This is a genomic window from Knoellia locipacati (assembly GCF_044791685.1).
Classification (GTDB): domain Bacteria; phylum Actinomycetota; class Actinomycetes; order Actinomycetales; family Dermatophilaceae; genus Knoellia; species Knoellia locipacati_A.
Map to the genome: position 1 here is coordinate 2380047 of NZ_CP087730.1, position 15978 is coordinate 2396024.

The following is a 15978-nucleotide window of genomic DNA, read 5'->3' on the forward strand; positions in this document are numbered from 1 at the left end:
CGCTGGGACGCGCCACAACTGGCAATAAGCCGAAGGGGGTGGGGTCAGCGGACGACGCCGAAGCCACCGTTCCAGGAGACCTTCTCGCCGGCGGCGAGGGTGATCTGGAGGAAGCCGAGGGCCTCGAGCTCGCGCGCCCGCTTGAGGGCGCCGGCGTCGATGACCGTGAGGCCACCGGCCTCGATGACGTCCGTGACGACGGACTTCGCGTCGGCGTCGTCACCGGCGACGAGGACGGTCGTGGGGAGCGGGCCGACCTCCTTGGCGACGAGCGTGCCACCGAAGGTGGTGTTGAAGGCCTTGACGACCTTGGCCTCGGGCAGCGCCGCGGCGATGACGGCGGCCGCGGAGGAGTCGGCGGGGACGGTGAGCGAGTCGAAGGTCTCGAAGTCGACCGGGTTGGTGATGTCGACGATGACCCTGCCCGCGAGCTCGTCGCGGCGGGCCTCGACGATGCCGGCGACCTCGCCGTAGGGGACTGCGAGGACGACGACGTCGCCGGTGACGGCCGTGGCCGCGTCGGCCTTGCCGAGGACCTGCACGTCGAAGTTCCCGTTGCCGGCGATGCCCGCGATGGCCGTGCCCATGTTGCCGCTGCCGAGGATGGTGATGCTGGTCATGTCGAAATGCCTTCCGTGGTGGTGGAGTCGGGTTGTTGCTTGTAGGTACAACTAAACGAACTCGTCGTCCATTCCCGCAGGCGCGGATAGTCTCGGCCTGTGACGGGACAGGGCGAGCCCAGGTGGCTGGACCAGGCGGAGATGACGGCATGGCTGCGTCTCATCGCCGTGGCCGAGCGGCTGCCCGGCGTCCTCGACTCCCAGCTGCGGCGCGGCAGCGGGCTCACGCACTTCGAGTACCAGGTGCTGGCCATGCTGTCCGATGCGCCCGAGCGCACGCTACGCATGACCTCGCTCAGCCTGCAGACCAACGCGACCCTCCCGCGCCTGTCCCACGTCGTGAAGCGGCTCGAGGACCGCGGCTTCGTCCAGCGCTCGGTCGCCCCCGAGGACAAGCGCGCGATCAACGCCGCGCTCACCGACGTCGGGTTCGAGGCACTCGCGGCGGCGGCGCCGGGTCACCTCGCCACCGTGCGAGAGCACGTCTTCGACCCGCTCTCGGACGCGCAGGTCCTCGCCCTGTCGGAGGCGCTCGGCGCGATCCTCACCCGGGTCGACCCCATGGGTGACGCCCCGACGGACCGCCGCTTCAGCTCCTGACGTCCCGACCCCTCAGGCGCTGACGTCCCACGTCCACCCCCTGGCCTCCTCACCCTCGATGGGGAGGCGGGCCGGCCGGTCGCGCGTCGCTGCACGCCGTCCTGGCTGCGCCGCACCCCCTCCACGCTCCGACCGGAACAGATCCATCCTGCGATCCGTTAGGATAGTTGAAACAACAACCAAGTGAGCCAGGAGCGATTCCGTGAGCATCAACCCCGTCCGTCTCAACCACGCCGTCTTCTACGTCGCCGACCTCGCCCGCTCGGTCGACTTCTACACGAAGGTCTTCGGCATGGAGGTCGCCGCCAGCGAGCCCCGGATGGGCGCGGCGTTCCTTCGCCTGCCCCGCTCGGGCAACCACCACGACCTGGGCCTCTTCGGCGTCGGCCCGAACGCGGCACCCAAGAGCCGTGGCCTCGGGCTCTACCACCTCGCCTGGCAGGTCGACGCGATCGAGGACCTCGAGACCGCGCGTGACCTGCTCCGCGCCGTCGGCGGCTACACCGGCGAGTCCGACCACGGCGCCACCAAGAGCGTCTACGGCATGGACCCCGACGGCAACGAGTTCGAGATCATGTGGATGCTCCCGAGCGAGAAGTGGGGCGAGTTCGACGACCTCGCGCCGGTGCTTCCGCTCGACCTCCCGGCGGCGATCCGCGAGTGGAGCGGCGTGCGCACCGCCGGTCGCGTCGTCACCGAGGCCTCGGCGTGACCGAGTTCCCCGCCCCGGTCGTCGCCCTCGCCGGCTCGACCGATCCCGCCGCGCCCCTGGTCGTGCTCCTGCACGGCCGGGGCTCGGACGAGCGCGAGATCGTGACGCTCGCGGGGCACCTGCCGGACGGGCCGGCATACGCCGCGGTCCGGGCTCCCATCGCGGAAGGTGGCGGCTACGCCTGGTTCACCAACCGCGGGATCGGGCGCCCCGTCGCCGAGTCGCTCGCCGAGACGATGGCGTGGTTCAGGACCTGGCTCGACGAGGTGGTCCCGGCCGGTCGTCCCGTCCTTCTCGTCGGCTTCAGCGGTGGCGCCGCCTTCGCGGGCGGTCTCCTGCTCCAGGACCCCAGCCGGTATGCCGGGGCTGCAGTCCTCTACGGAACCCTCCCCTTCGACGCCGGCCTCGCGGTCACGCCGGGGCTCCTCGAGGGCGCGCATGCGTTCGTCGCGCAGGGTGACGAGGACCACGTGATCCCGCGCGAGCTCCTCGACCGCACCTGGGACCACCTGCACGGCGACTCGGGTGCGACCACGCGCTCGCGGCGCGACCCGGGCGGCCACGGCATCACCCGCGAGACGCTCGACGAGCTCGGCGACTGGATCTCGGAACGGCTCGCCCTCGGTCGCTGACCAGCCAAGACGGCGACGCTCGTCCCCGATCGAGGTGTGGCGCCGGAGTAGGTTGAACGGCGTTCGGGCTTGCGAGCCGACTCGACCAGGAAGAGGCCGTTGATGTCTTCGACCCTCACGCCGGTGGCCCTCGCGGCCGCTGAGCCGCTCATCGACGCGAACGTCGTCGACTACCTCATCGTCGGGCTGTACTTCGTGTTCGTCATGGGGATCGGGCTGGCTGCCCGTCGAGCCGTGTCGGACTCCATCGACTTCTTCCTGTCCGGGCGCTCGCTGCCGGCGTGGGTCACGGGCCTCGCGTTCATCTCGGCCAACCTCGGCGCCGTCGAGATCATGGGCATGTCGGCCAACGGTGCGCAGTACGGCCTGCCGACGGTGCACTACTTCTGGGTCGGCGCGATCCCGGCGATGCTCTTCCTCGGCATCGTCATGATGCCCTTCTACTACGGCTCCAAGGTCCGGTCGGTCCCCGAGTTCATGTTCCGGCGCTTCGGCACCGGGGCCCACCTCGTCAACGCCATCAGCTTCGCGATCGCCCAGCTGCTCATCGCCGGCGTCAACCTCTTCCTTCTCGGGTCGATCGTCCAGGCACTGCTCGGCTGGCCGCTGTGGGTGGCGCTCATCGTCGCCGCCGTCATCGTCCTGTCCTACATCACCCTCGGTGGGCTCTCGGCCGCGATCTACAACGAGGTCCTCCAGTTCTTCGTCATCGTCGCCTCGCTGCTGCCCCTGACCCTCATCGGCCTCAACCGGGTCGGTGGCTGGAGCGGGCTGCAGGAGAAGATCACCGCGGCAGCGGACAGCGCCCGCGCCGAGGCCGAGGTGGCCACGGCCGAGCAGCAGCTCAACGCGTGGCCGGGCCAGGCGCTGACCGGCTTCGACTCCGGCTTCCTCTCCGTCATCGGCATCGTCTTCGGGCTCGGCTTCGTCCTCTCCTTCGGCTACTGGACGACGAACTTCGTCGAGGTCCAGCGAGCGATGGCCTCGAACTCGATCTCGTCCGCGCGCAAGACCCCGATCATCGGCGCCTTCCCCAAGATGTTCGTGCCGTTCATCGTCATCCTCCCGGGCATGGTCGCCGCCGTCCTCGTCAAGGAGATGATCGACCTCAAGGCGGGTGGCGCCCCGACCGGCGGCGCGAGCGGCGAGGTCAAGTACAACGACGCGCTCCTGCTCCTCATGCGCGACGTGCTCCCCAACGGCCTCCTGGGGCTGGCCATCGCCGGTCTCCTCGCCGCGTTCATGGCGGGCATGGCGGCCAACATCTCGGCCTTCAACACGGTCTTCAGCTACGACCTGTGGGAGCGCTACATCCGCAAGGACCGCTCCGACGACTACTACCTGCGCATCGGCCGGCTCGCGACGGTGGCGGCGACGGTCATCGCGATCTTCACGGCCGCGATCGCCGGTGGCTTCTCGAACATCATGGACTACCTTCAGACGCTGTTCGGGTTCTTCAACGCCCCGCTCTTCGCGACCTTCATCCTCGGAATGTTCTGGAAGCGGATGACGCCGACGGCCGGTTGGGCCGGGCTCGTGGCCGGCACACTGTCCGCCGTCCTCGTCGCGTTCCTCTCCGAGGACGCGTTCGGCACGGCGAGCCTGGGTTTCATCCCGCTGTCCGGCCAGGGGGCGAGCTTCGTCGCGGCGTCGACCGCCTTCGTCGTCGACATCCTCGTCTCGGTCGCCGTCTCACTGGTGACGACGCCCAAGCCCGCCTCGGAGCTCAAGGGCCTCGTCTACTCGGAGACTCCCAAGGAGGACCTCGTCGACCCGGACGAGGCGGCCCGCCCCTGGTACCAGCGCACGATCCCGCTCGCGATCATCGCGGGTGTCATGGTCCTCATCCTCAACTTCGCCTTCTAGGAGGTGCGCGACATGGCTGAAACCAAGAAGACCGCCGGCGCGTTCGACATCCGCAACTTCATCGGGATGCTGCTCGGGCTCTACGGCCTCATCCTCACGCTCATGGGTCTGTTCGGCGACAAAGAGCTCGAGAAGACCGGCGGCGTCAACGCCAACCTCTGGACCGGCCTGGTGCTGCTCGTGGTCTCCGCGGGCTTCATGACCTGGGCCCGGATGCGGCCGACCGTCGTGCCCGAGCACGTCGAGCCGGTCGTCGACGACGCGACGCGTCCGGCGCCACGCAAGAAGCCGAAGCCCAAGCACGGCCACTGACCCGAGAGCGAGAGATGCCCTGTATGCCGGACGGCCGGCATACAGGGCATCTCGCGTGGGTGCCCCGAGGGGTCAGGCGAACTGCCAGGAGCGCTTCGACAGGCCGAACCAGAAGCCGTCGATGACGCTCTGGCCGTCGATGCCGCCACCGGCGTGGGCCGCACCGAGGCTGACGAAGAGCGGAGCCCAGTGCTCCGTGCGCGGGTGGGCCTCCTGCGCGGCCGGTGCCTTGTCCATGAAGTCGAGGATCGCGTCGACGTCGCCGGAGTCCACGGCCTCGGCGGCCCAGTGGTCGAACTCCGACGAGGCGGCCGGGGGAGCGCTGTCGGCACCGGCGCGAGGGTTGAACCAGCGCAGGTTGTGGGTGGTGAACCCGGAGCCGATGATGAGCGTGCCCTCGTCGCGCAGCGGCGCCAGCCGCGTGCCGATGTCGAACAGCGCCTGCGGGTCGAGCGTGGGCATCGACAGCTGGAGCACGGGGATGTCGGCCTCGGGGAACATCTCGACGAGCGGCACGTAGGCGCCGTGGTCGAGCCCTCGCGACGGGTCCTGGTGCAGCCCGCCCCCGACGTTGCCCAGGTGGCCGGCGACGGACCGAGCCAGCTCGGCAGCGGGAGGCGCGTCGTAGGTCACCTCGTAGTACTTCTGCGGGAAGCCCCAGAAGTCGTAGAGGAGAGGGGTGCCGGCCGTCGTCGAGCTCACCGAGATCGGCGCCTGCTCCCAGTGGGCCGACACCACGAGGATGCTCTCGGGTCGGGGGAGGTCCGTCGACCAGCCGGCCAGCTCTCCGGTCCAGCGTGCGTCGTCGGCGAGGGGTGGGGCGCCGTGGCTGAGGTAGATGACGGGCGTTCGCGTGTCCACGACCCGACTCTAGGGTGGTCCGGGGTCGCGGCGCCCCTGTGTGTCGGGGATCAGCGTGCGGGAAGCCGCGTCACCCAGTACTCCGCGGTCCCCGGAGAGGCCACACCGAACCTCGCGTTGACCGCCCACAGCCAGCCACCGGCGAGGGTCGCGGTCGAGGGCACGTCGAGCGTCTCGTCGGTGCGAGCACCGCGCCACCTCGCCGCCCACGCGCTGCCGACCGGCACGAGCTCGAGCACCGAGACCTCGGCCTGGCCCGAGCCGCGCACGTTGTAGAGGGTGAGGCCATCGAGGACGAGGCCATCGCCGCCGGTGATGCCGGAACCCCCGGTGACGGTGATCGCGGATGCCTCGCCGCTCGTCGGGTCGACCTGCCACAGGCCGCCGACCCGGGAGTTGTTGAGGACGAGGCTGCCGTCGGGCAGGACGCGAATCCCGTTGGCGTTCACCGCGACTCCGTCACCCTGGGGCCACGCACCCGCGAGCGGGAGGAAGGTCGGCACCGCTCCGGTCGGGGCGCCGCCGGTGGTCAACGCGATCTTGGTGAGCCGGTCGGGCACGATGCGCGAGTCGGTGACCCAGACCGTGTCACCGTCGACGACGAGGTCGTTGAGGAACTTCGCGCCATCCACGACGGTGTCCTGGACGACCGTGCCGGTGCTCCCGTCGACGGCCCAGACGTGACCCACGGCGCCCACGTTGCCGGCCGCCCAGACGAGGTTGGTGCGTGCGTCCCAGAACAGGCCGCGGATGGCCCGACCGGTCGCACCTGCGAGCAGCGTGGAGGACGTGCCGGCGAGCAGGTCGCCGGCGACGATGCGCCCGTCGGCGAGGGAGCCGACGTAGAACCGCGTTCCGGGGCCCGAGGTGATGCCCTCGGGGCGGATGCCGTCAGGCAGGCGGACGGTCTCCGGTGCCGGTCCGGCCCGACGCGGTTCGGCCGTGGCCGCTCCGGCCAGTGCGAGCGAGGAGGCGGCGATCGATCCGGCCACCCCGGTGATGACCAGGCGACGACTGTGGCTGGAAGAAGTGTCCATTCCCCATTCTGTGCAGTTTGTTGAATGTTTGTCTAGGGTTGCGGCCGTCCTCTTCACGGTGCGGGGGGTGTGCCGATCGCCAGGGTGCGGGCCCTCGCGAGGTCGCGCTCCACGAGCGAGGTCGTCGCGTCACGCTGCCCGGGCGAGTCCCACTCGATCCGGGTGAGCTCCCGCTCGGCCGCGTCGGTCACGGAGGCGAGGCCGGAGTCGGAGACGAGCCCGACGGCATGCGCCTCGATGGCTCCGGTCACGGGAGAGTCGACGAGGACGATGCCCTCGTCCCGCAGGGCGTCCCGCTGGGCCGGAGGCGTGTCGACGACGTCGTGGATGAGGACGAGCCGCACGGCCTCGGGGTCGGCTTCGAGCATGCGCCGGCCGACCTCGATGTCCCCTTGGCCGCTGTCGCCGACGAAGACGACGTGGGTCTCGGGCATGAGGGCGCGGAAGCGCCGGAAGTTCTCGATCTTGGCCCCGGCCATGGCGTCGTGGTTGCGCAGCCCTCCGAATGTGCCCGAGAGCACCGAGTGGGGTGGGAGGCCGAGCTCCCCGAGGCCGCGCCGGGTGTGCTGCTCGATGAGGCCGGCCGGGTCCATCGGCCGGGCCGTGACGAAGGTGAGGTCACCCGGTGACTCGGGGTCGGCGGCGTGCCCGGCGTCGAGCGCGCGGTAGAGGGCGACGACGCCCGGGTAGACCGTCCCACGTGGGTAGCGCTTGTCGTGCAGGGCGCAGCGGAGCGTGTCGTCGATGTCGCTGAGGACGTGCAGGTCAGGCACGTCGACCGTCGCGGCCTGGGTGCGGATGTGGTCGAGGATGTCGGCACGCAGGCCCTCGTCGTCCACGACGTCGAACACGAGGTGCTCGAGGTCGCGGTGGTCCCGACCGGAGCCGAGCAGGCTCTTGAACCGGGTGAGGTCACGGCCCTCGAGCGCGAGGAAGGCGTCGTGGACGAGCTGCTCGTGCGCGTGTCCGGACGTCCACCGGCCGGGTCGCTGGAGGGCCTGCGCCAACGACTCCGGTGTCGGGTCCGCGAGCACCCGCTCGGCGTCCGGGGGCGCGCCCACCGGTCGCTTGGCCGGAGCCGGGGAGCGGACCAGGACCGCTCCGGGGGTGACGCCGAGCTCGACACTCACGGCCTCGCCGACGGGGTCGCCGTCGACGTGGACGGCCGTCGGCCGGGCGAGGTCGAGCTGGACGTGGCGGGTGCGGTGGGTGCGCATCCCCGTCCATCGGCCGCGCCGTCGCGTGAGCACCCCGAGGGCCACGCCGGCCCACCCGAGGAGGGTGCGAGGGGCGACGACGAGGACGTCGAGCCGGCCGTCGGTCATCGACGCCGACCGCATGAGGGGCAGGCCGAGTGGCAGCACCCGGCAGTTGCCGACGAGCACGGTGCGCACCAGCTCTGGTTCGGCCTCGCGGCCGTCGAGCCGCACCGTGACGGCCGTCGGGTCGCCGATCGCACGGCGGCCGAGGGCCGCGAAGTACGCCGCCCACCCGAGATGCTCCTTGTGCCGCTCCTGCGTGGCCGCGAACGCCTCGGCGTCCATGCCGATCCCGGCGACGACGGCGACGTCGTGGTCGAGCGTCGTCCCGTCCGCCCTCGTGACCGTGACCCAGGCGAGGTCGGTGTCACGGACCGGGCCGTCCACCGCCACCTCGCTGGCGGCGTCGAGCGAGAGCCCGTGCAGGCCGACGGTGCGCGACCACAGGTTTGCCGTCCCCGTCGGGACGACCCCGAGCGCCACCCGGTCCGCGGCCTCGCCGGAGCGCGACAGCGCCGCGGCGACGTCGCGCACGGTCCCGTCACCCCCGACCGCGACGAGCCGGTCGACGCCGAGTGCGAGCAGCTCGCCGACCTGCTCGGCGCCGGAGGACTCCGCCGTGGTCTCGCGGACGACGGGCTCGGGCCAGCCACGGCGACGCGTCGCCCGCCGGACTGCCGCCACGGCGTCGGCGCTGCGCGCCTTGGCAGGGTGGACGACGATGCCGCAGAGGTGCTCCACATTCGACCAATTGGTCATTTCTGGCGCGTCGCCCCTGTCCACATTCGACCTATTGGTCAGTTCTTGCGCTTCGCCTGTGTCCACATTCGACTCTTCGCTCATCTCAGCCCCACCCGTTTCCGGGGGTGGCGCGGACGACGGAGTCGTCGAAGGCAGCGAGGGTCATGAGTTCGGGGTCAGTCACCAGGCCACCGTATCCACGCCACGACGAGGTGGCGTCCGGTGGTACGAGGTGGTCGCGCCATGGGGCTGCGCCTGTCGGCGCCAGGGTGGTCCCGATTCATGAACCGAAGGACCTCGGTCGGGAGCGTCGTCAGGTGAGGCGGGAACGCAGCTCGCGCGCGAGCACCTTGCCGGTGGCGTTGCGGGGCAGCTCGTCGACGAAGTGCACCTCGCGCGGGACGCAGTGCCGGGCCCGGTTGGCCCTGACGTGGTCCTTGACCTCGTCCTCGGTGAGCTCGTGGCCCTCGTGGAGGGCGAGGAAGGCCACGAGCCGCTGCCCGAACTCGGGGTCGGGGACGCCGACGACGGACACCTCACGGACGGCGGGGTGCTCGACGAGCAGTGACTCGACCTCGATCGGGTAGACGTTCTCGCCGCCGCTGACGATCATGTCGTCGTCGCGGCCGTCGACGTAGAACAGGCCGTCCTTCTCGTGCCCCATGTCGCCGGTCGACACGAGCCCGTCGACGAAGTCCTTGTTGGTGCCCGACGTGTAGCCGTCGAAGACGAGGTCGTTGCCGCAGAAGATCCGGCCGGTCTCGCCCGGCGCCACGTCGCGGTCGTCGAGGTCGAGGATCCGCACGACCGTCCCGAGCGGAGGGGTACCGGCTGTGTTCGGGTCGCGGCGCAGGTCATCGGGGGTGGCGATGCAGACCCACGACGCCTCGGTCGAGCCGTAGAGGTTGTAGAGCACGTCGCCGTACTCGTCCATGAAGGTCGTCGTGAAGCCGTGCGGGTAGGCCGAGCCCGAGGTGGCGACGACCCGCAGGTGGGGTCGGCGGCGTCGTCCGTCCGGGTCCGCGGGCAGCTCCATCATCCGCTGGAGCATCACCGGGACCGCGAACATCGCGTGGCAGTCGTGGGTCTCGAGGGCGTCCTTGGCCTGCTGCGGGTCGAAGCGGCGCTGGAGCACGATCGTCGCCCGCAGGGCGAAGCACAGCTGCATCGCGGCGTAGCCCCAGGTGTGGAACAGCGGGGCGCTGATGAGGATCCGGTCCTGGGCGTTGAGCGGGATCCGCTCGATGATCGAGATGAGCGGACCGAAACCGCCGGGTGTCCTGCGCGCCGCACCCTTGGGGGTGCCGGTGGTGCCCGAGGTGAGGATGATCGTCCGACCGCCCTTGTCGGGCCGGGACAGCGGCCGGGGTCGCGCGGTGGCGGCGAGCTCGGCGACCCAGTCGCTCTCGCGAATCACGGTGAGGCTCTCGGGCAGCCCGGAGGCGACGGCGTCGAACTCGTCGTCGTGGATGAGGCCGACGACGTCCTGCTGCTCCGCGACGAGCGCGAGCTGACCGGACGAGAGCCCGGTGTTCATGAGCACGAGGTCGATCCCGACGGCGGCGGCGCCGGTCATGACCTCCATCGCGCCGACGTGGTTGCGGGCGAGCAGGCCGAGGCGCTGGCCCGGGCGGAAACCCTTCGCCTGCAAGAGTGCCGAGGCCTTCTCGGACCCGGCGAGGAGCTCGGCGTAGGTGACCGGACCTCGCTGCTCGTCGATGACGGCGACCTGGTGGGGGCTGCGGCCCGCCGCCTGGCGAAGCTCGCCGGCAAGACCGAAGCCCCACTTGCGGAGTGCGACGAGCTGGTTGACCTGGCGGTGCGGCGGGGCGGGCGCGAGCATGCCGCGCTTGGCCATCACTGCGCCGACGGTGAGCAGGCTGATCGCCATGGCTCAGGCCTTGGGCGTGTCGAACCAGTTCTGGAACGCCATCGCCGCGCTGAGGTCGCCTCGGGCCTTGATCTTGCCCATCATGACCATCATCGTCGGGTTGCCGGAGCCGGTGATGAGCTTCGCGAACTCGGCGGGGCCGAGCATGATCGAGGTCTTGGGCTCGACGGTCGGGGCCTTCTCGACCGTGCAGGTGCCGTCCTTGACGACGACGGCGTAGGTGTCGTCGGTGCCGCCCGGTCCGCCGGTGATGCGCCAGTTGACCCGGGCGTCGGCGCCCTTGGCCTTCTCGGGGTTGAAGAGGGCCGGGAAGCGCTCGAAGATCGCGTCGAGGATCGACGTGCGGTGGTCGCCGCCCATGACGTCGTTGATCTCCTTGTCGGAGGCCTTCTTGACGGTGTCGGCGAACTCCGACGGGCTCATCGTGCCGAAGGTGTTGGGGTCGATGTCGGTCATCGCGAGGCTCCTCCTCGTTGAGGTCAGGTGATCAGCCTCGACCCTACTTCCGGGTAGGTAGGGCGACAACGGCTGAGGCCCCGTGCCTCCGGTCACACCCTCAATAGTAGAGCTGCCAGCCGCTGCCGATCTGTCGGGCCGTGCCCCAGGCGCCGCGGCCGGTGCCGGGGTAGAGGATCATCCGACCGTCCCTGGTCACGGCGAGGACGTCCTCTCGTCCGTCACCGTTGAAGTCACGTGCGGCATTGACACCGGCGAAGGTGTGCCAGCCGGAGCCGACCTTGACCCGCCCCAGCCAGCCTCGCGCACCGTTGCCCCGGTACAGCCACATCGCGCCCGAGGTGTCCACCGCCAGGACGTCGGCCCTGCGGTCGCCGTCGAAGTCTCCGGGCGTGAAGACAGCGAGGAAGCCACCCCACCCGCTGCCGATGGTGACCGGGGTGCCGAGCCTGCTGGGACCGGTGCCGGGGTAGAGGCGGAAGCGCCCGGCGGCGTCGACGGCGAACACGTCGGTGTGGCCGTCGCCGGTGAGATCGGCCCCTCCGTCGACCCACCTCGCTCCCGCGAACCCGGTCGCGAGAGCCGGCCCGGACGGATCGCTTGCGTGGCGGAGGATGTCGCCGTCGACACGGAGGACCGACGGAGACCCGGTCCGGGTGATGTTGCCCCCGGAGGCGATCCGCGCGGCGTCCGTCCCGGCGATGGACGTCCCCCTGAAGGCTCCGCCGGAGACGGAGTACTGGCGGACGACGCCCTGGTCGGGGCGCAGGTGCGAGGCCACCAGGGCCTGGACGACCATCCGGCTGGTGAGGTAGCGCGGGACACCGAAGATGTTCGTCGTCATGGCCGGGGTCACGGTCACGAGTGGTGTCGGAGCGCTGGGTCCCGCCTCGCCGACGGCGGTGAGCGAGATCGTGTGCTTGACGCCCGGCGTGAGGCCGGTGACCTGAGCCCAGCGCCACTCGGCGTCAGTGGTCGCGGGGACCCTCGCGACCGACCCACCGGGAGACGCCGTGAGGAGCCATTCCGTGACGTGGGGCCGGTCGTCGGGGTAGATGCCCAGCTCGGCACCATGTGGAAGCGCTCGGACCGTGTGGTTCGCCGTCGGCGCCTTCGGCACCAGGCTGAGGTCCAGGGCCGCGAAGTCGATCGTGTGCTTCTCCGGCGGGGTCCATCCGGAACCACCCAGCCGGACGGTGCCGTCACGGAGATATGTGCTGGGCAGCATGTTCGCGTCGTAGATCGTGATGGACTCCAGCTCGTGCGACCCGGCGATCGCCGTGGCCCTCACGGTTCCCACGCCGGTGGGGACGGGCGTCGCGGGCCCCGATGTGCCGATGCCCATGCCCCAGCTGATCGACACGACCGGGAGCTGTGGCTGCTCGTCCGCGGTGGTGATCTCGACGTCGACGTTCCCGGCCACGGAAGGGTCGCCGAGGAGACGTGCGGACAGCAGTCGTGGCGGGGCGAGCTCGCCTGTCTGCGGACCCGACAGGCCGAAGGCCGCAGCCGCGAAGTCGAGGTCATGGCTCCCGACCTCGACGATCCCTCTTCGGACCCGGCCGTCCTTGCCCCACGTCTCCGTACCAGCCGTTCCGGACGTGGAGAGCATCACTCGCTGCAGCCGGTACGTCCCGGCGGGCCAGGACGCGTGCCAACCGATGGTGGCGGAGCCGGAGGCTCCGGGACCATCGACCCTCACCTTGCGCACCGCGCCGGTGACCTCATCGATGAGCTCGGCATCCAGACGCGTGGGCAGGGAGCCGCTGAGCGCGTAGTGCAGTGTCGCCGAGGTGGTGGACGTCACCGCCCCGTCGACCGTGATGGCGGTGAGCCGGTACGTGGGTTCCGCGGACGCGTTGGGGGCGGGCAGGGCGAGAGCCATGAGGAGCGTGGCCAGCACGCAGATGACTCGACCCAGGGATGCGCGCACGGCAGAGACCTTCGGTTCGGGCGAATGACCCCACTCGCGGAACGTCCGGCCCCCACGGCGCGGCAGGTGAACCGTATCGCGCGATCCGCCGGTCGGGGACCCATCCGCAAAATCGGGATGGCCGCCCGACGCGGTACGCCGCGCCTTTGGAGGGGTCAGGCCTTCTTGGCGGCCTTCTTCGCCGTCGCCTTCTTGGCCGTCGTCTTCTTGGTGGCAGCCTTCTTCGTCGTCTTCTTCGCGGCTCGCTTGCGGGTCGTCGGGCCCTTGGCGCGCTTCTCGGCGAGCATCTCGAACGCCCGCTCCGCAGTGAGCGTCTCGAGGTCGTCGTCGCGGCGCAGCGTCGTGTTGGTCTCGCCGTCGGTGACGTACTCACCGAAGCGACCGTCCTTGACGACGACCGGCTTGCCCGACACCGGGTCGGGGCCGAACTCCTTGAGCGGCGGCTTCGCGGCGGCCCGGCCACGCTGCTTGGGCTGGGCGTAGATCGCCTCGGCCTGCTCCAGCGTGATCTCGAAGAGCTGCTGCTCGGACTCGAGCGAGCGCGAGTCGGTGCCCTTCTTGAGGTAGGGACCGTAGCGCCCGTTCTGGGCGGTGATCTCGACCTGCTTCGTCGTCTCCTTGCCGTCCTCGCCGGTCACGGTCTCGCTGACGACGCCCACGACGCGCGGCAGCGACAGCAGCCTGAGGGCGGTGTCGAGCTCGATGGTGGCGATGTCCATGTCGGCGAAGAGCGACGCGGTGCGTGGCTTCACCTTCGCCTTGCCCTTGAGTGCCGCGGTGTCCTCGTCCAGCACCTCGGTGACGTACGGCCCGTAGCGCCCGGCCTTGGCCACGATGTCGCGTCCGTTCTCCGGGTCCTGGCCGAGGACGCGCCCGTCGTCGGCGGCGGTCGCGAGCAGCTCGCGTGCCTTCTCGGGCGTCATCTCGTCGGGGGCGATGTCGTCGTTGATCGTCGCGCGCCGGGGAGTGGCCGCAGCGCCGTCCTCGGAACCGGACTCACCGGCATACGACTCGGTGACCTCGCCGGTCACGGGGTCGACACCGGCGGGCGCGACCTCCTCGACGTACGGGCCGTAGCGGCCCACGCGCACGACGATCCCGTCGCCGATCTCGATCGTCGAGATGCCGCGGGCGTCGATGTCGCCAAGGTCGGCGACGAGGTCGCGCAGCCCCTCGCTCGAGCTCGCCTCGTCACCGAAGTAGAAGCGCTTGAGCCACGTGGCGCGCTGGGCGTTGCCACCGGCGATCTCGTCGAGGTCCTCCTCCATCGAGGCCGTGAAGTCGTAGTCGACGAGCCGGGTGAAGTGCACCTCCATGAGGCGGGTCACCGCGAACGCCAGCCACGACGGCACGAGTGCGTTGCCGCGGTTCGAGACGTAGCCGCGGTCCTGGATCGTGCCGATGGTCGAGGCGTAGGTCGACGGGCGACCGATCCCCTTCTCCTCCATGGCCTTGACGAGCGTGGCCTCGGTGTAGCGAGCCGGCGGCGAGGTGTCGTGCCCGTCGGCCTCGGCACGGATGACCTTGAGGGCCGTGCCCTCGCCCAGGCGGGGGAGGCGGCGCTCCTCGTCGGCGGTCGCGTTGCGCTGCTCGTCCCGGCCCTCCTCGTATGCCGCGAGGAAGCCGCGGAACGTGATGACCGTGCCGCTCGCGCTGAACTCGATGCGCTCGGCCGGTGCGTCGGTGTCGAGGCTGGCGCCAAGCTTGACCGTGGCGGTCGACCCGCGGGCGTCGGCCATCTGCGAGGCGATGGTGCGCTTCCAGATGAGCTCGTAGAGGGCGAACTCGTCGCCGCGCAGCTCACCGGCGACCTGGGCCGGGGTGCGGAAGCGGTCGCCGGCGGGGCGGATGGCCTCGTGCGCCTCCTGCGCGTTCTTGACCTTCTTGGCGTAGTTGCGCGGGGCGTCGGGGACGTAGTCGCCGCCGTAGAGGTCGCGCGCCTGCTGGCGGGCTGCGGTGAGCGCCGACTGCGACAGGGCCGTCGAGTCGGTACGCATGTAGGTGATGTAGCCGTTCTCGTAGAGCCGCTGCGCCACGCGCATCGCGTTCTTCGAGGAGAGGCGCAGCTTGCGCGACGCCTCCTGCTGCAGGGTCGAGGTCGTGAACGGCGCGCTCGGTCGGCGCGTGTACGGCTTCTCGGCGACCGAGACGACCGACACGTCGGCGGTCAGCACGGCGGTGGCGATGCCGGTGGCGGCGGTCTCGTCGAGGTGCGCGACGTCACCCTTGAGGCGGCCGTCGTCACCGAAGTCGCGGCCCGTGGCGACGCGGCGGCCGTCGACGGAGGACAGGCGGGCGGTGAACGCGGAGGACTCGGCGTCGGGCGTGAACTCACCCTCGACGTCCCAGTAGTTCGCCGACCGGAACGCCATCCGCTCGCGCTCGCGCTCGACGACCATGCGGGTCGCGACCGACTGCACGCGGCCGGCGGAGAGCCCGGCCTTGACCTTGCGCCACAGGACGGGCGAGATCTCGTAGCCGTAGAGGCGGTCGAGGATGCGGCGGGTCTCCTGCGCGTCGACGAGGGCGGTGTCGAGGTCGCGGGTGTTGGCCGCGGCGCGCTGGATGGCCTCCTTGGTGATCTCGTGGAACACCATCCGCTTGACGGGGACCTTGGGCTGGAGGGTCTCGAGGAGGTGCCAGGCGATCGCCTCGCCCTCGCGGTCCTCATCCGTGGCGAGGTAGAGCTCGTCGGCGCCCTTGAGGAGCCGCTTGAGCTCGGACACCTTCTTCTTCTTGTCGGCGTCGACGACGTAGTAGGGCTCGAAGTCGTTGTCGACGTCGACACCGAAGCGACCGAAGGGGCCCTTCTTGATGTCGGGGGGCATCTCCGACGGGGTGGGGATGTCGCGGATGTGGCCGACGGACGCCTCGACGTCCCAGTCCGGGCCGAGGTATCCGGCGATGGTCTTGGCCTTCGCGGGCGACTCGACGATGACGAGCTTGCGGCCCGTCGGTGCCTTGGCGGTGGGGCTCATGCGGCATCGATCCTTGTCCGTCACCTCGTGCAGCGGATTCGTCGCTGCTCCGACGAGGAGACGTGAGTGACGGTACAGGC

The 15978-nt window shown here is 70.6% G+C and carries 13 protein-coding genes; 5 read left to right on the plus strand and 8 right to left on the minus strand.

Features of this window, described 5'->3' with window-relative positions; genetic code table 11:
- Positions 1-44: 44 nt before the first annotated feature.
- Positions 45-620 (minus strand): NADPH-dependent F420 reductase, encoded by a 576-nt coding sequence (locus LL946_RS10965; protein WP_404380560.1) that lies wholly within the window; start codon positions 618-620, stop codon positions 45-47.
- A gap of 99 nt (positions 621-719) precedes the next feature.
- Between LL946_RS10965 and LL946_RS10970 the strand changes: the two genes are divergently transcribed.
- From LL946_RS10970 to LL946_RS10990, 5 genes are all read left to right on the plus strand, one after another.
- Entirely contained in the window at positions 720-1220 is a 501-nt protein-coding gene (locus LL946_RS10970; protein ID WP_404380562.1) for a MarR family winged helix-turn-helix transcriptional regulator, read from the plus strand.
- A 202-nt stretch (positions 1221-1422) separates the two neighbouring features.
- Complete coding sequence (locus tag LL946_RS10975) at positions 1423-1932, plus strand: VOC family protein (protein WP_404380564.1); 510 nt, start codon at positions 1423-1425, stop codon at positions 1930-1932.
- Positions 1929-2564, plus strand: a complete 636-nt coding sequence (locus tag LL946_RS10980) for an alpha/beta hydrolase (RefSeq protein ID WP_404380566.1) — start codon at positions 1929-1931, stop codon at positions 2562-2564. The genes LL946_RS10975 and LL946_RS10980 overlap by 4 nt, the downstream gene beginning before the upstream one ends.
- 102 nt (positions 2565-2666) lie before the next feature.
- Positions 2667-4430, plus strand: coding sequence for a sodium:solute symporter family protein (locus LL946_RS10985; RefSeq protein ID WP_404380568.1), 1764 nt, complete (start codon positions 2667-2669; stop codon positions 4428-4430).
- Positions 4431-4442: 12 nt separating this feature from the next.
- Entirely contained in the window at positions 4443-4742 is a 300-nt protein-coding gene (locus LL946_RS10990) for a hypothetical protein (protein ID WP_404380570.1), read from the plus strand.
- A 72-nt stretch (positions 4743-4814) separates the two neighbouring features.
- On the opposite strand, the gene LL946_RS10995 is transcribed toward LL946_RS10990, so the two are convergent.
- From LL946_RS10995 to topA, 7 genes are all read right to left on the minus strand, one after another.
- The gene (locus LL946_RS10995; RefSeq protein WP_404380572.1) at positions 4815-5603 is read right to left on the minus strand and encodes a dioxygenase; all 789 of its coding nucleotides are present in this window, start codon (positions 5601-5603) and stop codon (positions 4815-4817) included.
- 50 nt (positions 5604-5653) lie between these two features.
- Positions 5654-6640 carry a hypothetical protein gene (locus LL946_RS11000; RefSeq protein WP_404380574.1) on the minus strand — a complete coding sequence of 329 codons (987 nt, stop codon included), beginning with the start codon at positions 6638-6640 and terminating at the stop codon, positions 5654-5656.
- Positions 6641-6693: 53 nt separating this feature from the next.
- Positions 6694-8658 (minus strand): diacylglycerol kinase family protein, encoded by a 1965-nt coding sequence (locus LL946_RS11005; RefSeq protein WP_404380576.1) that lies wholly within the window; start codon positions 8656-8658, stop codon positions 6694-6696.
- A gap of 295 nt (positions 8659-8953) precedes the next feature.
- Positions 8954-10531, minus strand: a complete 1578-nt coding sequence (locus tag LL946_RS11010; protein ID WP_404380578.1) for an AMP-binding protein — start codon at positions 10529-10531, stop codon at positions 8954-8956.
- 3 nt (positions 10532-10534) lie between these two features.
- A complete protein-coding gene (locus LL946_RS11015) occupies positions 10535-10987 on the minus strand; it encodes an SCP2 sterol-binding domain-containing protein (RefSeq protein ID WP_404380580.1) in 453 nt (150 codons plus the stop codon).
- Between the two features lie 100 nt (positions 10988-11087).
- Positions 11088-12920, minus strand: coding sequence for an FG-GAP repeat domain-containing protein (locus LL946_RS11020; RefSeq protein ID WP_404380582.1), 1833 nt, complete (start codon positions 12918-12920; stop codon positions 11088-11090).
- Between the two features lie 155 nt (positions 12921-13075).
- The gene (gene topA / locus LL946_RS11025) at positions 13076-15898 is read right to left on the minus strand and encodes a type I DNA topoisomerase (RefSeq protein WP_404380584.1); all 2823 of its coding nucleotides are present in this window, start codon (positions 15896-15898) and stop codon (positions 13076-13078) included.
- Between the last annotated feature and the right edge of the window lie 80 nt (positions 15899-15978).